17 protein-coding genes are annotated in these 17,339 nt (G+C 39.9%); 4 read left to right on the top strand and 13 right to left on the bottom strand.

Annotation, left to right across the window (positions count from 1 at the left end; genetic code table 11):
- Positions 1-81: 81 nt before the first annotated feature.
- Positions 82-1,707, top strand: a complete 1,626-nt coding sequence (locus AC570I_RS06455) for an NADP-dependent glyceraldehyde-3-phosphate dehydrogenase (protein WP_497404825.1) — start codon at positions 82-84, stop codon at positions 1,705-1,707.
- Between the two features lie 117 nt (positions 1,708-1,824).
- On the opposite strand, the gene AC570I_RS06450 is transcribed toward AC570I_RS06455, so the two are convergent.
- Together AC570I_RS06450 and fabV are read right to left on the bottom strand one after the other, a co-directional pair.
- Complete coding sequence (locus tag AC570I_RS06450; protein WP_047800092.1) at positions 1,825-2,277, bottom strand: cold-shock protein; 453 nt, start codon at positions 2,275-2,277, stop codon at positions 1,825-1,827.
- A gap of 251 nt (positions 2,278-2,528) precedes the next feature.
- Positions 2,529-3,722, bottom strand: a complete 1,194-nt coding sequence (gene fabV / locus AC570I_RS06445) for an enoyl-ACP reductase FabV (protein WP_497404824.1) — start codon at positions 3,720-3,722, stop codon at positions 2,529-2,531.
- A gap of 193 nt (positions 3,723-3,915) precedes the next feature.
- On the opposite strand from fabV, the gene AC570I_RS06440 reads away from it, so the two are divergent.
- Positions 3,916-4,620: a DUF2490 domain-containing protein gene (locus AC570I_RS06440; RefSeq protein ID WP_497404823.1), complete on the top strand. Its 705-nt coding sequence runs from the start codon at positions 3,916-3,918 to the stop codon at positions 4,618-4,620.
- 96 nt (positions 4,621-4,716) lie between these two features.
- Complete coding sequence (locus tag AC570I_RS06435; RefSeq protein ID WP_047800095.1) at positions 4,717-5,607, top strand: hypothetical protein; 891 nt, start codon at positions 4,717-4,719, stop codon at positions 5,605-5,607.
- Positions 5,608-5,659: 52 nt separating this feature from the next.
- Here AC570I_RS06435 and AC570I_RS06430 read toward each other — a convergent pair whose 3' ends face one another.
- The 4 genes from AC570I_RS06430 to rnhB all read right to left on the bottom strand — a co-directional run bounded on the left by AC570I_RS06430 (position 5,660) and on the right by rnhB (position 9,530).
- Positions 5,660-6,376, bottom strand: coding sequence for a 2-phosphosulfolactate phosphatase (locus AC570I_RS06430; protein ID WP_047800096.1), 717 nt, complete (start codon positions 6,374-6,376; stop codon positions 5,660-5,662).
- Positions 6,377-6,450: 74 nt separating this feature from the next.
- On the bottom strand, positions 6,451-7,530 hold the full coding sequence (gene gcvT / locus AC570I_RS06425; RefSeq protein ID WP_047800097.1) for a glycine cleavage system aminomethyltransferase GcvT: 1,080 nt from the start codon (positions 7,528-7,530) through the stop codon (positions 6,451-6,453).
- A 166-nt stretch (positions 7,531-7,696) separates the two neighbouring features.
- The gene (locus AC570I_RS06420; protein WP_047800098.1) at positions 7,697-8,899 is read right to left on the bottom strand and encodes a glycosyltransferase; all 1,203 of its coding nucleotides are present in this window, start codon (positions 8,897-8,899) and stop codon (positions 7,697-7,699) included.
- Positions 8,900-8,921: 22 nt separating this feature from the next.
- Positions 8,922-9,530 carry a ribonuclease HII gene (rnhB, locus tag AC570I_RS06415; RefSeq protein ID WP_047800099.1) on the bottom strand — a complete coding sequence of 203 codons (609 nt, stop codon included), beginning with the start codon at positions 9,528-9,530 and terminating at the stop codon, positions 8,922-8,924.
- Positions 9,531-9,710: 180 nt separating this feature from the next.
- On the opposite strand from rnhB, the gene AC570I_RS06410 reads away from it, so the two are divergent.
- On the top strand, positions 9,711-10,241 hold the full coding sequence (locus AC570I_RS06410) for a DUF4251 domain-containing protein (RefSeq protein WP_047800100.1): 531 nt from the start codon (positions 9,711-9,713) through the stop codon (positions 10,239-10,241).
- A gap of 36 nt (positions 10,242-10,277) precedes the next feature.
- On the opposite strand, the gene AC570I_RS06405 is transcribed toward AC570I_RS06410, so the two are convergent.
- The 7 genes from AC570I_RS06405 to AC570I_RS06375 all read right to left on the bottom strand — a co-directional run bounded on the left by AC570I_RS06405 (position 10,278) and on the right by AC570I_RS06375 (position 17,299).
- Positions 10,278-11,363 carry a glutaminyl-peptide cyclotransferase gene (locus AC570I_RS06405; protein ID WP_497404822.1) on the bottom strand — a complete coding sequence of 362 codons (1,086 nt, stop codon included), beginning with the start codon at positions 11,361-11,363 and terminating at the stop codon, positions 10,278-10,280.
- Positions 11,341-11,706 (bottom strand): YraN family protein, encoded by a 366-nt coding sequence (locus AC570I_RS06400; protein ID WP_497404821.1) that lies wholly within the window; start codon positions 11,704-11,706, stop codon positions 11,341-11,343. Before AC570I_RS06400 ends, AC570I_RS06405 begins: the two co-directional genes overlap by 23 nt.
- A gap of 130 nt (positions 11,707-11,836) precedes the next feature.
- A complete protein-coding gene (dnaG, locus tag AC570I_RS06395; RefSeq protein ID WP_047800102.1) occupies positions 11,837-13,816 on the bottom strand; it encodes a DNA primase in 1,980 nt (659 codons plus the stop codon).
- Between the two features lie 124 nt (positions 13,817-13,940).
- Complete coding sequence (locus tag AC570I_RS06390) at positions 13,941-14,600, bottom strand: SGNH/GDSL hydrolase family protein (protein WP_497404820.1); 660 nt, start codon at positions 14,598-14,600, stop codon at positions 13,941-13,943.
- An 89-nt stretch (positions 14,601-14,689) separates the two neighbouring features.
- The gene (locus AC570I_RS06385) at positions 14,690-15,631 is read right to left on the bottom strand and encodes a hypothetical protein (RefSeq protein ID WP_497404819.1); all 942 of its coding nucleotides are present in this window, start codon (positions 15,629-15,631) and stop codon (positions 14,690-14,692) included.
- A 56-nt stretch (positions 15,632-15,687) separates the two neighbouring features.
- Positions 15,688-16,869 (bottom strand): M20 metallopeptidase family protein, encoded by a 1,182-nt coding sequence (locus AC570I_RS06380; RefSeq protein ID WP_497404818.1) that lies wholly within the window; start codon positions 16,867-16,869, stop codon positions 15,688-15,690.
- The gene (locus AC570I_RS06375; protein ID WP_497404817.1) at positions 16,856-17,299 is read right to left on the bottom strand and encodes an SPOR domain-containing protein; all 444 of its coding nucleotides are present in this window, start codon (positions 17,297-17,299) and stop codon (positions 16,856-16,858) included. Before AC570I_RS06375 ends, AC570I_RS06380 begins: the two co-directional genes overlap by 14 nt.
- Between the last annotated feature and the right edge of the window lie 40 nt (positions 17,300-17,339).

The raw sequence follows: 17,339 nt of genomic DNA, 5'->3' as shown, positions 1-17,339 counted from the left end.
CCTGCGCGCCTCCTGGATTACGAAAAGTTAATCTACTTGAACCATAGATTAACCTAATTATAAACCTAATAAACAATCAAATTGAGCACACCGCTAAACCTCGAAAGTATTTTCGTTGAAGAAAGCCAGATTCCAGATGAATTTAGGCTAAAGGAAGAAATCAATCAAAAAGAATTTCTTTCTAATGGAGAGATGAAAACCTGGAGTGGACCTTTTAACGAAGTTTTCTCTCCCGTATGTGTTAAAACTCCTGAAGGTTATAAACGAAAACGGATTGGCAGCTTTCCTGTTTGTACTGAAAAAGAATCGCAAGAAGCACTCGACGCCGCTGTTGCCGCTTATGATAATGGTCGCGGACAGTGGCCAACGATGAGTGTTGCAGACCGCATTACCTGTGTAGAGAATTTTACCCATAAAATGGTTGAACAAAAGGAAATAGTTGCGAAATTAATTATGTGGGAGATCGGCAAATCGTATGCTGACTCTGTAAAAGAATTTGATCGTACCGTTGAGTACATTTACGCAACGATCGATGCCTTAAAAGATATCGACAGGCAATCTTCGCGTTTTGAGATAGAGCAGGGTATTATAGCCCAGGTTCGTCGTTCACCACTCGGAGTAGTACTTTGTATGGGACCATTTAATTATCCCTTAAATGAAACCTTTACTACGTTGATCCCTGCACTGATTATGGGCAATACCCTTTTATTCAAACCGCCTAAACATGGTACGTTATTGCACTATCCTTTACTTGAGGCTTTTCGTTCAAGTTTTCCAAAAGGTGTAGTGAATACGATTTATGGCAGGGGAAATACTATCGTTCCGGGTTTAATGAAATCTGGTAAGATTAATGTGTTAACCTTAATCGGCTCTAGTAAAGTAGCTAACGAACTTAAAAAACTGCACCCTAAAGTAAACAGGCTAAGGGCAATTTTGGGTTTAGATGCCAAAAATGCAGCCATTATTACCAAAGATGCAGATCTCGATCTGGCAGTTTCTGAAACTGTTTTAGGATCATTATCATTCAACGGACAGCGTTGTACAGCAATTAAAATTGTTTATGTACACCGTAGTCTGGCGCTGGAGTTTTTAAAACGTTTATCTGCGGAGATAGAGAAACTTAAGTTTGGTATGCCGTGGGAAAAAGGAGTAAACCTGACCCCGCTGCCTGAACTGAATAAACCGGAATATCTGAAGGAGTGTATCGATGACGCTGTTGCGCATGGTGCAAAAGTGGTAAATAAGAACGGAGGACAAACGCTGGAGACATTTGTTTACCCCGCTGTGGTTTACCCTGTTAACGGAAATATGAAACTGTACCGCGAAGAACAATTCGGCCCAATAGTTCCTGTGGTACCTTTTGATGATTTAGAAGAGCCTATCGAATATTTGATTGATTCTCCACATGGACAGCAGGTGAGTATTTTTAGCAATAATGCGGCAGTAATTTCTTCATTGATTGATCCCCTGGTGAATCAGGTGAGCCGGGTGAACATTAATTGCCAATGTCAGCGCGGACCGGATGCATTCCCCTTCACAGGACGTAAAGACAGTGCCGAAGGAACGCTTTCTGTAGTAGATGCCTTAAGGTCGTTTTCTATTCGTTCGTTAGTAGCAACTAAGTTTACTGACGATAATAAGAAATTATTGAATGAAATTGTTAAAGGAGACGATTCGAACTTCCTGAGTACAAAATATATCTTTTAGAACGTACCTAAAAAGTAAACCCCGGATGAACAGTAAATACTGTAAGTCCGGGGTTTTATTTTTAACGCTTCGCTATGCCTGTTGCATAGGAAAAGTCTGAGTTTTAATGATTGTAAACTAAGCTTTAGTTACTTTCACCGCAGTCGGGCCTTTCTGTCCCATCTCTACTTCGAAAGTTACTTTATCACCTTCTTTTATTTGCGTAATACAGCCATTTGCGTGAACGAAAATGCTATCCTGTGTATCTGTGTTTTTGATAAAACCATAACCTTTACTGTCATTAAAAAAGCTTACTGTTCCTTTTTTAACAGGGTTTTCATCAATAATGTCCGCTTGTCGGGATACACCGATCTGAATGTCTTCAGTATTGATAACCTTTTTCTTAGCCGGATCAGGTGGGGTTGATGAGATGTTTCCGTTCTCGTCAACATAAGCCATCATATCTTCAAGAGCTAAGCCTTTTTTTGCATTGGCCTGGCGCTCTTCTCTCTTCTCCAGTTTTTCTTTCTGTTTTTTTAAACGTTTTTTTTCATTCTCCTGTTTGGTGTAGCTTGCCTGAGATTTAGCCATATTTTATTTAATCCTTTTCGATGTTATAATGTTGAGTAGTAATGGGAATTGATCAAATATAGCAATAGTTATGCGAAAATAAGATTTTAATTATTCAGGATTTTTTACAGCCTGACATTATTTCCAATGTTATCGGACTCGTATTCCTCTTTTTCAGGGCAATCCGGGCATTATTAAATAACAATAGCTGACGTTTTGCGTCAGCCATTGGTTTAATATAGGGTATCACTTTTAACGAATGGCTGATTTCACTAGCTCACCAAGCCTTCAATTTCCACTACCTCATTGGCGTCTTTTTCATAGTCTACTCCATCAATTTCGAAACCAAATAAGCTCAGGAAATCTGAACGGTAACCCGCTAAATCGCCAATTGCCGGCAATGTTTCAGTCGTAGCATCGTCCCAAAGCTTAGCCACTTTTGCCTGAACATCATCACGCATTTCCCAGTCGTCAATTCTGATTCTTCCTTTTTCATCAAGTGGGATATCGCTACCTGTATATAGGCGATCGGCATATAAACGCTGGATTTGCTCAATCGTTCCTTCGTGAATACCTTCTTCTTTCATTATTTTATATAACAATGAAATGTATAATGGGATAACCGGAATGGCCGAACTTGCCTGAGTTACCAATGCTTTGTTTACTGAAACATAAGCCTGACCGCTGATATCTTTTAGTTTATCTGTGATGGTGAACGCAGTTGCTTCCAGGTTATCTTTCGCGCGGCCGATAGTTCCCTTACGGTAAACCGGTTCTGTTAATGCCGGGCCTATATATGAATAGGCAACAGTTGTTGCGCCCTCAGCTAACAGGTTTTCTGCTTTTAGTGCGTCAATCCACATCGCCCAGTCTTCACCACCCATAACGGCAACGGTGTTGGCAATATCTTCATCGGTAGCTGGCTCAATTGAAATTTCAGTTACATTGCCGGTATGAAAATCTACAGTTTTATTGGTGTAAGTTGTGCCAATTGGCTTCAGCGTAGACCGGTGTAAAACGTCAGTAACGGGGTGTTTTCTAACCGGGGAAGCTAAACTGTAAATAACCAAATCAATCTGACCTAAATCAGCTTTAATTAAATCAATAGTTTGTTGTTTGATCTCATTTGAAAAAGCATCTCCGTTGATACTTTTAGCATATAAACCTGATGCGTGTGCTTCTTTTTCAAAAGCAGCACTATTGTACCAACCTGGCGATGCTGTTTTGCCTGCTGATGGTGCTTTTTCAAAAAACACCCCTATCGTTGCAGCATCTGACCCGTAAGCAGCGGTAATGCGTGATGCAAGACCGAAGCCCGTAGACGCACCAATTACCAATACTTTTTTAGGACCATTGATAGCACCCTTAGATTTTACATATTCAATTTGGTTCTTTACGTTTTGAGCACATCCGTCCGGGTGTGCTGTTAAACAGATAAAGCCCCTCATTCTCGGTTCAATAATCATTTTGTTCTTATTTTACGTTTTGTAATCTTAAAATTGACCTCTGCTAAAATAGCAGTCAGGGCCAAATCTTTAACGAAGATAAATGTTTAATCGCTTAACGTTAAATGAAATTTAAATTAACAGCCTAAGCAACGGTAATTTTGACCCGTATTTTTGTAATTTTAGCCCTTACAGATAACCGGAATATCTCAGGATGAAGAAATTATTATTGTTGGCCCTGATATCATTCATGGCCAGTGCAAGTATTATGGCGCAAACACAATACCAGAACTCGGGCTGGTTTATGTTTTTAAACAATACAAAATTTAATAAAAAATGGGGTTTGCAGTTCGATTTTCAGGCACGTTCTGCAGATGACTGGAAATACGTAAGAAATACGCTGGTTCGTCCTGCCGTGCAATATTTTATTAATGATCAGCATAACGTTGCCCTGGGTTATTTATGGCAGGCTACCCAATCGCAGTCTGTTATTGCAGGTAACACATTCCAACATGAACACCGGATTTTCGAGCAATATATTTATACACACAAACTGAGCAGTATTTTCGCAAGCCATAGACTCAGGGTTGAGCAGCGATTTATCGGCCGGGCAGGTGAAGACGTTTTTTCACAAAGATTCCGGTATTTCTTCAGGCTGATCCAACCATTAAAGAAGACAGAAGCGGCTTTTGTATCGGGGCCATTTATTGCCCTGCAGAACGAAGTGTTTTTGAACATCCAGAATAACGACAAAATTAATAATAGTGTATTTGATCAAAACAGGGCTTACTTAGCGTTAGGTTATCGTTTCTCAAAAAAAATTGATCTCGAAGCCGGATATATGAATCAGGCTCAGAAGAATATTTCGGGGCATTCCAATAATAACATCATACAGCTTGCAGTATACACCCGGTTCTAATTCCGTTTTAATGATTCAAAGTCATATTTGATATTGGGGCGATTACAAAATGTTAAAGCATTTGTAATAGTTCGTGCTTTTTGCTCAATTTGCTGCGTGAAAAGAATATCGATATTATTTCTTGCGGTGTTATTCGGAAAGAGAATGCAGGCCCAGGAAATCAAAACCTCATCAACTGAAAATACTCCGGCATCAAAGAGTTTATTTAATCCTGAACATAAAAGAAACTTCTCCCGTAAAGGTAATTTTTATTTCCACTGGGGTTATAACCAATCCTGGTATGGCAAAAGCGATATTCATTTTCAGGGACCTAACTATGATTTTACCCTGAAGGATGTGGTTGCTCACGATCGACAGTCAAAACTTAGCTGGGATTATATCAATCCGGGATTAATTACTGTTCCGCAATACAATATCCGCGTAGGCTATTTCATTAAAGATAACTACAGTATTTCTATTGGCTGGGATCATATGAAGTATGTAATGGATATTCCGCAAAGTGTGGCCATCACTGGCCACATTGGTGCTAATATTTCCCAGAATAACGTACCTACTGGAAACATGGCGGGCGATTATAACGGGCAAACGATCAATGTTAAGGAAAGCATGCTGACTTACGAGCATACCGATGGTTTTAACTACGCCAATATTGAGATCGAAAGGTATGATGATATTTGGGTTGCTCCCGGAGGAAATACATCTCTAACCCTTGAAACCGGCCTTGGTGGTGGATTAATGGTTCCACGTTCTGATGTACGCTTATTTGGTGAGGGAAGAAATAACAATTTTAATGTTTCTGGTTATGGCGTTTCTGCCAAAATCGGTCTAAAGTTTTACGTCTGGAAAAATGTATACCTCCAGAATACAACCAAAGTGGGAGCAACTAATTTAACAAATGTTCACACTACCGGATATGATAAAGTTGATAAAGCAAGCCAGAAAATCAATTACCTCGAAAATATGTGGGTAATTGGGGTTCAGTTTTAAACAACGAGAGGCCGGTTGATTCAACCGGCCTCTCGTTGTTTAAAGGCATTATCTAAGCTTTAAGCTTCACCAAACGTTCTCCCTCTAAAACCGGTATGCTTTCGCAAATGTTCAGCTGAAGGCAGAACACAACATCTTCTTCGATATTTAGTTGCGCAAGGCGGTTACTGTGCGAAGATTTATGGAGGTATTTTCTCAAGTCATCTTTAGCAAGATTGTATAAATCTTCCGCAGCCACACTGGAATCGTCAAAATGCTCAAAGCTTTGGCGTAATTTACGCACTACTGCTCCTGCAAATAAAGTGTCTTCCAGGTTAAACTGATCCTTCCATCCTGCGCAAAGCAGCAGTACATTTTTGTTCTGGCGCTGTAAGTAGTCACAGAGCGAATCTAAATTTAAAAATGAACCGATGACAACCTGAAATGCCCGCCTGTTAGCCAGATGCAATGCCTTTGTGCCATTGGTGGTGGTTAATACCACCGTTTTTCCTTCTACTTTTTCTTTGGTATAAGAGAATGGGGAATTACCAAAATCATAACCTGCAACTACTTCGCCGTTACGCTCTGCAGCCAGTAAATATCCTTTATCGCTATAGTTTAAACAATCTTCTACATTGGCAACAGGAATAATGGCTTCAGCACCATTTTCTATGCCATAAGTGATGGACGATGTAGCTCTTAGTATATCAATCACCACCACGATACTTTGCTCAATATCGTAAAGATCGATCAGTGCGGGCGTTAAACAAACTTCTATTTTTTTTGACATATCAGGAGATCTGAGTATTAGGCATCAAGGTGCCAGTATCAAGCAAAATCCGTCTTGATACCAGCCACTTCAATCTATTTATAAAAAGGAAACTTCACTACTTTAGCCTTAATCGACGTATTGCGGATAGAAATGAAAATTTCAGTACCTTCTTTTGAGAAATCTTTAGTAACGTAACCCATACCAATGGCTTTTTGCAATGATGGAGCCTGTGTGCCAGAAGTTACTTTGCCAATCACATTACCTTCGGCGTCAACAATTTCGTAATCGTGGCGTGGAATTCCGCGGTCGATCATTTCAAAACCTACCAGTTTCTTTTGTATTCCGGCCTCTTTTTGAGCCTGTAATGCTTCTGAATTGGTAAAGGGTTTTGAGAACTTGGTGATCCAACCCAGGCCTGCTTCAATTGGAGAAGTAGTATCATCAATGTCATTTCCATATAAACAGAATCCCATTTCCAGACGGAGCGTATCACGGGCACCCAGACCAATCGGCTTAATGTTGTAGGCGGCACCTGCTTCAAAAATCGCATCCCAGATCTGGTTTGCATATTGGTTTTCAAAATAGATCTCAAAACCACCGGCACCAGTGTAACCTGTAGCAGAAATCACTACATTATCAACGCCAGCGAAAGTTCCTTTTACAAAAGTGTAATATTCCATCGATGCTAAATTCACATCGGTTAAGCTTTGCAAGGCATCAGCAGCTTTAGGACCCTGAATAGCCAGTAAAGAAGTCTGATCTGATATATTATGCGTTTCAACACCTTTATCATTAAACTGCTGGATCCAGTTCCAGTCTTTCTCGATGTTGGAAGCATTAACCACCAGCATGTAGGTTTTCTCGTCAATGCGATAAACCAAAAGATCGTCAACAATACCGCCATCCTGATTGGGAAGGCATGAATACTGAACCTTACCATCGTAAAGTTTAGCCGCATCGTTACTGGTTACCCGCTGAATCAAATCTAAAGCATTTTCGCCTTTCAGAATAAATTCACCCATATGACTAACATCAAAAACACCCACTCCGTTACGAACGGTTGCATGTTCGGCATTGATACCTTCATAAGTTACAGGCATGTTATATCCTGCAAATGGAACCATCTTGGCTCCCAAGGCGATGTGTTTTTCTGTTAAAGCGGTATTTTTCATGATTAAAATCTAGTTGGCGGCAAAAGTACTAAGAAAATGAGAATCTTTTCAGTTAAATTTTATTGGCTAAACCGGAGGGGTGAACAGGTCGTATCTGCTCTAATCCGAACATCAAAAAGATCAGTTTTGAGGCAAATTCAATTTGGGATGGAAGAGTTGATACAGGTTAAGCGCTCATGAGCTCCTTATAAACCTGAAGCATTTTGATCGACACCAAATCTACAGCATGGTCATTCTCTACCGTTTTTCTGGCATTTTCACCGATTTCCATCCATCGTTTTGGATTGATGACACATTGTAAAATTGAGCGGTAAAATTCGTCGGCAGTATCAGCAATTAAAATATCATACCCATGCCGGCAGTTGATCCCCTCAGCAGCCGTTGCCGTAGCAATGATGCATTTCTTCATGGCCATTCCCTCGATAATTTTTACACGCATACCTGTTCCTGAAATTAAAGGAACAATCATAATGGCTTTGGAGTTGATAAATTCTATGGCATCAAAAACTTCACCTTCCACGATCAGGTTTTCAGAATCATATTCAAAGAAATGTTTCTGCATGTTCTTACCTGCAATATAAAACCGGAGGTCTTTATTCAACTTTTCAATATCAGGCCAAATATCATCAAGAAACCATTCCAATCCTTCCTGGTTTGGACGCCAGTCCATCGCGCCTAAATGAAACAATGTCGGGAAACTTGTTTTCGATTTATCAATCTTATACTTCTCCAGATCGATGGCTACAGGAAATACACTCATCGGCACTTTGCATCCGAACCGCAAAATGCTTTGCCTGTCGGGCTCGCTAATGGCAAAAATATGGTGAAAGCGGTTGATCTGATCTGTTTCGTAAGCTTTTAAACGCTGGGCAAGAAAGGCAAGATATTTTCTCCTGATCAAAAATTGTTCGGAGTGAGATAGACGCTCCCACAGCGTAAACTCGATATTATGTGCGCGGTAGATCAGCCGCGCGTTACTGTTGGCCTTTACCACATCCAGGTAAGGGACTACAAAAAGGCCCTCAAACTGTATAATATCAAATGTGTTTTCGCGGAGCAGATTTTCCAGCTGACGGGCTGCATCTTCATTGTAGTAGCGGGATACGTTGTAAGATTCATTAGTGAAGATATTGAAAAATGCTGACCACACATTCACTTCGACATCCAGATCTACTGTGTGATGCTTAATTTGCTCAAATATGGGGTCGTAAATATCTTCTACGTCAACCCGGCCTTTTTCGGGGTTGAGGCTAAACAAAGTGATATCTGCGCCAAGTTGTAGCAGGCCTTTCATGGTGTTGTACACCACAATTGGATAACCACTGTTTGGTGGAAAAGGGATTTTCTTGGTAATTAGCAGAATTTTCACAATGATGTGAAAATACTAAAAATTAGGCGTTGTTTGAAAACAAATCTAACTGCGGTGCGCTAACGTTGAATGTCTTACGGTGAAAAGGAGACAAACCAATTTCGATTACCGCTTTGCGATGTGCAATGGTAGGATAGCCTTTATTTTTTTGCCATCCGTATTCGGGGTAATCGGTGTGTAGATTACTCATGAATTCATCACGATGCGTTTTCGCCAGGATGGAAGCTGCAGCAATGTTCAGGTATTTTCCATCTCCTTTGATAATGCAGCTATGTGGAATTTGAGGATATGCCTTAAAACGGTTACCATCTATAACAAGATATTCAGGTGGGGTATGCAATTTTTCTATCGCCCTGTGCATGGCCAGAAAGGATGCATTTAATATGTTAATGCGGTCTATTTCCTCATGATCGCACGAGGCTACGGCCCAGGCCAGGGCTTCTCTTTCGATAATGGGGCGGAGCAAATCCCGCTGTTCGTGACTTAGCTGTTTTGAATCGTTCAAGCCGTGCAGTATAAACCCTTTTGGCAATATCACCGCAGCGGCAAATACTGGTCCCGCCAGGCAGCCTCTTCCAGCTTCATCGCATCCTGCCTCTAAAAAATCCTCCTGAAAACAGCTTAATAACATGGTGCAAATTTAATTATTAAGTATAATCTTTAAAATCATTTTCTAAAGGTTTATTTTTTACTAAACCGCTCAGTTTACGATTTCGTATCTTTATGTATTAAGGGTAAGCAATAATGCCGATATTATGGAATTGTGTAAACCTGTGCATCATTAAAATGTTCAATAGTTAAAACACATATTATGAAACATTTAAGAAGTTTTTTAGGATTGGCCCTGATTTCGATATCAGTTGCTTCCTATGCTCAAACTGATAAGGAAACTACCGCAAAGATTGTTGGTAATAAAGCCTATAACTTCGTTGCCAATACAGCGCTGCCAATGGCTAATAATGACCTCAACAGAATTATGAGCGCAATGCCTGGCGCACAAAGTGGCACCATGATTAACCTGACAGGCTCGCAGTATGATGTTAAGGTAACAAAAGATAGTGTAGTCGCCTACTTACCATATTATGGCAGAGCATTCAGTGCACCCTACAATTCCAACGAAGGAGGAATTAAGTTTACTTCCAAAAACTTTACCTATACAGAAAGTAAGAGTAGAAAAGGGGCTTACATCATCCAAATCAATACAAAGGATGTGACCCGGGAAAATTATCGGTTTACCATCAATATTTCACAAAACGGATATGCATCCTTAACGGCAAGCAGTGTAAACAAGCAGCCTATCGTTTTCAATGGTTACCTGGATGAGCCCGTTAAAAAAGATTAAAACAATGAAGCCAGATCTGAGGATCTGGCTTCATTGTTATTTTTTAAATATTTTTACTTCAAAAATATGCGGCCATTTTTTACCGGTTACAAACAAGCGCTTGGTAGCTTTGTCGTAAGCGATTCCATTTAATACATTGTTGTTAACAGCATCCTCGGTTTTAAAGTAACCTTCAGGTAACAGGCCCGAAAGATCAATCTTTCCTTCTACCGCCCCTGTTGCAGGGTTAATGATGAGGATATTATTGGTTGTATATACATTCGCATATATTTTTCCATCAATGTATTCCAGCTCATTTAGTTGTTGAATACTTCCTTTGTTATCAAAGACATCAATAGATCCTGTTTTTTTGTAGGAATCTTTATCCAGGAAAAATATGGTATTTGAGCCATCGGTTTTTAGGATTTTCTGGCCATCAAAGTTCAAACCCCAGCCTTCCTGGGTTCCTTCGTTATAAGAAAACTGTGAAAGCTTTTTAAAAGTTGCTTTATCGTATACAAAGCCAACTTTCTCCCGGTAAGTGAGTTGAATAATCTTATCACCAATCACTGTCATTCCCTCGCCAAAGTACTGCTTATCAAGGTCTGCTTTCTGAAGTACCTTTCCTGATGAGGGGTCAACCTTTCTCAAACTGGAATTACCATAATCTCCGGCGCTTTCGTAAAAAAAGCCATCATGATATTCTAAACCCTCAACATAGGAAGAAGTATCATGAGGTAATGTTTTAACTACTTTATAGCTGTATTCAACAGGTGGCTGAGCAGCAAGAATATTGATGTTAGAGGTGAGCTCTTCAGGTTCACCTTCGCCATAAATCCGGGCTGTAAGCAAATGGTTTCCCAATTTCAGCCCGTCCGTTTTTATTTTGACGGCTGCTGTATCTGCCTTGGCGGCAACAGTGGTGGTATCAATTAAGTAAACAACTGAGTCAACTTTCCTCTCTTTCCCGAATAGTACTTTGATTTCAAATTCATTGCCCGCAGACACATTCTGACCGATCATTGGTGAATCAAAGCTTCTGTAGGTTTTGGATTCATCATTACTGCAACCCGCTGCAAACGCTAAAATTGCACATACTAATAAGTTGTTTTTAATGTCTTTAATCTTGTGGCCAAAAAGCATCTTCTATATGGTTTAATTTATATTCCTTATTATTGGTAAATGTAATTGCAACAATATCAAACCGGATATCATACCTGTGATTCATGATCGCAACGTAGGCCGTGGCCGCTAATTCCATTTGCTTTTGTTTATGCCATTCAACAAAGTCTTCAGGCTCCCCAAATGCAGCAGAACTCCTTGTCTTCACTTCAACAAAAATAATTATCCGGTTTTTGCGTGCAATCAAATCTATTTCAGATTTTCCGCTCGTCCAGTTTTCGTCAAGAATTTCGTATCCCTGCTTTTCCAGATATATTTTTGCAATACTTTCTCCTTCTTTTCCTAATTCATTGTGTCTAGCCATTTGATCAATAATTTAAATAAACTGATAGAATGGGATGACAGCGTTTGAAAGTATTAATTTTTGGATCAGCTTCAAAATAAAACATCTATTTATTGCCTAAAACCGGAAATAAAATCCCTGAATGCTAATTTTATTTTACAATAACTGATCCAAGAAACTTAGAAATCTCTCGTTCTACACCTTTAATTACACCGTATCGTTGCATTAAAATCATTTGATTATCGGTATCATTCTCCTCTTTTATTTCCTTGAGCAGATTGGTTAATATCTTATCAACTTTACGTTTCTTCAAGTGAAAAATTCCGCCCAGTATGGTAGCTTTTAAATTCATGCTTTCATCTTTAACATAAATCAAATGCTTGTTTAACCAGTTTTCACTCAATGCATATTCGGATGTAGATAAAGTTATTGCCAGGTCAGCGATGTCACGTTCTTCATGTTTGATAAAATGATTGGCTGTAGGCAATCTGCCCTGGTCAATTTCTGAGCTGTAGTGATCTATAATTTTCTTGCATAACAAATTCTCAAACTCAACATCGGCCAGGTTTTGCATGATAAACGGGCCGATATACATATCATCAATTTTGTCCCAATTCACAAATTCGTGACCGTATGCCAGCAAAAGGCGAACGATTTCCTTTTCCTGTATCTCATCAGTATTGGTCGTTTGCTGTTCTTGCCCAAGCGGACCTGCAGAATCGTCCCATAAATCATCGGGCGGACCGAGCGGCTCTGGCGGACCGGACGAGTAAGGATTCTGATTTGAATTGCCTGATCTTTGAATGCCTTCGAAGTTTTTTTTCAACTTTGCCGAACGCATTTTGTTCAGCTCGCTCATTAAAATACTTTCTTCGATTTGCAGCAGGCTACTCGACTCGCGTACAAAAACCGAAGCTTTAATCGGATCGGGTATTTTGGCAATACTTTCTACAATGTCGCGTATAATGCCTGCGCGTTTGATCGGGTCGTTCCCGGCATCCTTAAGCAATACATTTGCCTTATATAAAATAAAGTCTTTCCGGTTGTTTTCCAGGTATGTTTTGAAGGCCCCTGCTCCAACATGGTGCATGTACGAGTCGGGATCATGCCCATCGGGGAAAGAAACAATTTTAACGTTAAGTCCCTCTTCCAGAATCATGTCCAACCCTCTTAAAGAGGCCTTTATCCCTGCAGCGTCGCCATCAAAAAGAATGGTTATGTTTTGAGTGAAACGACCAATAAGCTTAATCTGTTCTACAGTTAGCGAGGTTCCGGAAGAGGCCACCACATTCTCAATTCCAGCCTGATGAACGGAAAGCACATCGGCATATCCCTCTGCCAGATAACAGTTATCCAGGTCGCGAATGGCTTTCTTGGCATGGAATAAGCCATAAAGCACATTTGATTTATGGTAAATTTCACTTTCAGGCGAATTGACATATTTGGGGACATTTTTATCGGTTTTTAAAGTTCTACCTCCGAAACCGATTATTCTGCCTGTAAAATTATGAATAGGGAACATTACACGGCCGCGGAAACGGTCGTAAATTTTTCCATTGTCGTTTTTGATGGATAATCCTGTGGATTCCAGAAACTCCAGTTTATGTCCTGCTCCTGTTGCGCTTTGCGTAAGCGCATCCCAAACATCGGGTGAATAACCTACTTCAAATTTCTTTAGAATATCTTCTCTAAATCCCCGTTCTTTAAAATAGCTGAGGCCAATAGCCTTTCCTTCGGAAGTATCCCAAAGTTGTTTCACGAAGAATGCAGCCGCATATTGCGACACAATGTAGAGGCTCTCTTTAGCACTTTGTGCTTCGGCTGCCTCAGGCGACAGCTCTGCTTCCTCAACCTCTATATTGTATTTATTGGCTAGAAATTTGAGTGCTTCAGGGTATGAGTATTTCTCATGATCCATAATGAACCTAACCGAATCACCACCCTTGCCACAGCCAAAGCATTTATAAATTCCTTTAGTTACCGATACGTGAAATGAAGGCGTTTTCTCGCCATGAAAGGGGCAGTTACCAATTAAACTTGTTCCGCGTTTCTTTAAGTGCACAAAATCCCCAACTACCTCCTCAATCCGGGCGGTATCCATTATCTTATCTATCGTTTCGCGGTTGATCATATACGCACAGTGCTTTCCTCTTCTTGTTCACCACAAAGATAACAGAGAAAAAACACAAAGAACACAAAGAAATATCTTTGTGTTCTGGTAAAATACATTATTAAGGCTGAGGTTTTAAGAAATATTATTTCACCAGGGGTAGTAACTGATCAGCAACCAACTGATTACCTGTCTCGTTTAAGTGAACGCGGTCTACAGTTAAAACACCTTTCTCTTTGTCTTCAGAATTATTTTTACCCTCGTATTCCGTAAACACTTTTCTCAAATCACATACCGGAAGGTTATTTTTTGCAGCGAGTTCGCGGATCCCGGCAGCATATTTATTCAAATCACCATCTAAGGGATTGGTGCCGTCTTTTTTCTCACCTACAACTGATGGCGTAACTAGAACTACTTTACTTCCCACACCCTGAATCTTCTTGATTAAAGCCTGGTAAAACTTCAGGTATTTGTCATAATCTGTTCCTGTGTGTGATGACTGTTTGTGCCAAACATCGTTGATCCCAACATATATCACCACTAAATCTGGTTTTTTATTTAAAACATCATCTTCTAAACGCAGATACAAATCGTATACTTTGTTACCGCCGATACCCGCACCGATAATGTCATATTTGGTTGAGTCCAGTGCCTTCCTGATTAATGTTACATAACCGTTTTTAGATACGCCCTGCTGAGTGATGGAGTCGCCGAAGAATATAATTCGTTTGGGTTTAAATGTCATAGATGTGAACGCGATGAAGCAAAAGCTTAGTAAAATGGTGGCTCTGATTAATTTTTTCATATTGTTTAATAATATTATAGCTCTGGTTTTAAGCCTGATTAATAGTTTATGCTAATAAAGATAAGTCTTTTCAACTGGATGGCATATTACTACTTACCCTTTTCAAGCTTATAATCTTTATGTACAATCAGGAAACTGGCCCGTTCTTCTTTTTTGAAAGGATAATCCCAGTTGCCCTGATAGGTAATTTTGGTAGGGAGTTTATCATCTCCGAAATAACCCATCTCAATATTCATCTGTACATCGAAATCGAAAAGCATATTACTGTATTTCATATCTACGTATCTGCCCAGGATATTGAAATTCCGCTTGTCGAAAATGGTAACCAGATCTTTGATCATCAGTCCATCTTTGGTCCAGCTGCTTAAATCAGGTTTAACAGATACTTTAAACCGGTATACCGGAATAGAATCCAGGTAGGTGCCACTTGAAAAGGCGTAGTCATAATACTGGCGCATATTAGCAGAAAAAATCTCAGTTTTACTGCCAATAAAGGGAACTTTAACCGGTCGTCCGGGATTAAAAATCAATGTCTTGAGTTTATCCTTGTAGCTTTCGTTGGTGCCTCCTTTGCCATCACTGGCCGGGGCATTTGGAACGAAATCAGTATTGTAAGCATTCATAAAAATGTAATCGAACATTTCTATGGTATAAAGCTGATATTTGCCATTCTTTTTATAAAGGTTGCCGCTTTCTTCTTTCGCAAGGTATTCCATCTTGTATTGACCTGCATTATTATGTTTTATTTTGCGGTAAATTTTTCCATCTACCTTATTTTTCTTATCGTAGCTATAAATCCGGTTCTCAGCTATAAAACTGTAGCGTTTCATATCCCTGAAAGACTCATAGAAAGAGGTATCATTAACAATCCGGTTAATAAATGTTTCAATGTTCAATCGTTCCGCTTTGATACTAACAGCAGAATCCAGTGTAATGGTTTTGATCGTATCAGGATTAAAGCGCGGGATTTCCTGTGCATAACCAAAATAAGATAGGGTTACAAATAATAAAGCCGATAATGTTTTTTTCATACTACATGATATGGCAAAAGTGCCATGAAAAATCCGGATCCCATCGTCCATTTGTTCTAATCCAGTTGTTTCAAGGCGATATAGGCCATTAAGCCTGTAGATAACTGTAATGCATCCTCATCTACATCAAACCTTGGCGTATGCACCGAATACTGTGTATCTTTTTCTGCATTGCCTGTGCCTAAGCGATAAAAACAGGCATCGGTTACCTGAGAGTAAAAAGAAAAATCTTCAGCAGCCATCCAGATATCCAGATCAACAACATTTTCCTTACCCAGGTATTCCTCTGCAGATGTCCTGGCATTAGCCGTTAGTTTTGCTTCATTAATAAGGAACGGATAACCTTTATGGATGTCAAAATCACAGCTTCCCCCCATGCTTTCGGCAATTCCCTCTGCCATTTTTTTCATTCTTTTATGGGCTTCCGCTCTCCAATCTTCATCTAAAGTTCTAAAAGTACCTTCAATTTTTACCTCATTGGGAATAATATTCGTTGCACCATTTGCTGTTACCTTACCAAAAGAAAGCACAGACGGCAACCGGGGGTCGGCATTGCGTGATACAATTTGCTGCAATGCAATAATAATATGTGAAGCAATCAGTACCGGATCGATGTTTTGGTGAGGCTGTGCACCATGGCCACCTTTTCCGGTAACGGTAACATATAATTCATCTGTAGAGGCCATATAGATCCCGGAACGGAAGCCCACCTTGCCCGCGTCAATCAAAGGCATTACATGCTGGCCAACAATATAATCTGGCTTAGGATTTTCCAGCACACCTTCTTTGATCATGATACTCGCCCCACCCGGAAGAAGTTCTTCGGCGGGCTGAAAAATCAGTTTAATGGTTCCACCGAAATCATCTTTAAGTTGATTCAATATATAGGCTGTTCCCAATAAAGAGGAAGTATGGACATCATGTCCGCAGGCATGCATTACCCCGGGATTTTTCGATGCATAGGGCTTGTCGTTAGCCTCATGGATCGGCAGGGCATCCATATCTGCCCTTAGTGCAATTACTTTATCCGATGGCTTGTTGCCTTTAATTAAACCTACCACGCCTGTATTCGCACAGCTTGTAAATTCAATTCCCCATTTACTCAATTTATCTTTTACATATAAAGAGGTTTCAAATTCTTTGAAGGATAACTCAGGGTGGGCATGTAAATGCTGACGAAAACCAACTACATCTTTAAAAATCTGAGCGGCTAAGTCCTGAACTTTATTTTTGATCATCGTTTGTTGTGGTATCTAATTGTGGGGCATTAATTTTTTCCCTGAAAATAAATAAGGTGGGAAATGTTGGTCTGATTTCATTCATTAAGCGCTGGGCTTCCAAACGTGTCCGGAAATCGCCTACGCGCACGTAATAGTTTGGCTCTTTGTAAACTAGGTAGGTATTTAGTTTTGGATATAAGCTCTTAAAACGTGCCTGCTGATTAAATACTTCACGCCGGTCGGAGCCATAAAATACCTGAACGCGATAACCGTAAGCAGATACTACTGGCTTACCCGATTTCACCTCTGCAGTAGTCCTGTATACTTCAGCACGTTTGGCAATCAGGCTATCAATCAAGGGATCTTTAATAACGGTTACCTCACCCTTTTGGGCAAAAGATGCATTAAACAGTAATAAACAAAAAATGGTGGTAAGTATTATTTTCATGTATCATTAACCTTGGCGATTCAAAAATTGTTTGAACAAT

The organism is Pedobacter sp. A2324, assembly GCF_059693705.1.
This window is presented reverse-complemented; position numbering and strand designations above follow the sequence as displayed.

Coding starts and splice junctions, on each gene's coding strand:
- AC570I_RS06450 (WP_047800092.1), bottom strand. CDS start 2,277: ATGGCTAAATCTCAGGCAAGCTACACCAAACAGGAGAATGAAAAAAAA.
- fabV (WP_497404824.1), bottom strand. CDS start 3,722: ATGATTATTGAACCGAGAATGAGGGGCTTTATCTGTTTAACAGCACAC.
- AC570I_RS06440 (WP_497404823.1), top strand. CDS start 3,916: ATGAAGAAATTATTATTGTTGGCCCTGATATCATTCATGGCCAGTGCA.
- AC570I_RS06430 (WP_047800096.1), bottom strand. CDS start 6,376: ATGTCAAAAAAAATAGAAGTTTGTTTAACGCCCGCACTGATCGATCTT.
- gcvT (WP_047800097.1), bottom strand. CDS start 7,530: ATGAAAAATACCGCTTTAACAGAAAAACACATCGCCTTGGGAGCCAAG.
- rnhB (WP_047800099.1), bottom strand. CDS start 9,530: ATGTTATTAAGCTGTTTTCAGGAGGATTTTTTAGAGGCAGGATGCGAT.
- AC570I_RS06410 (WP_047800100.1), top strand. CDS start 9,711: ATGAAACATTTAAGAAGTTTTTTAGGATTGGCCCTGATTTCGATATCA.
- AC570I_RS06405 (WP_497404822.1), bottom strand. CDS start 11,363: ATGCTTTTTGGCCACAAGATTAAAGACATTAAAAACAACTTATTAGTA.
- AC570I_RS06400 (WP_497404821.1), bottom strand. CDS start 11,706: ATGGCTAGACACAATGAATTAGGAAAAGAAGGAGAAAGTATTGCAAAA.
- dnaG (WP_047800102.1), bottom strand. CDS start 13,816: ATGATCAACCGCGAAACGATAGATAAGATAATGGATACCGCCCGGATT.
- AC570I_RS06390 (WP_497404820.1), bottom strand. CDS start 14,600: ATGAAAAAATTAATCAGAGCCACCATTTTACTAAGCTTTTGCTTCATC.
- AC570I_RS06385 (WP_497404819.1), bottom strand. CDS start 15,631: ATGAAAAAAACATTATCGGCTTTATTATTTGTAACCCTATCTTATTTT.
- AC570I_RS06380 (WP_497404818.1), bottom strand. CDS start 16,869: ATGATCAAAAATAAAGTTCAGGACTTAGCCGCTCAGATTTTTAAAGAT.
- AC570I_RS06375 (WP_497404817.1), bottom strand. CDS start 17,299: ATGAAAATAATACTTACCACCATTTTTTGTTTATTACTGTTTAATGCA.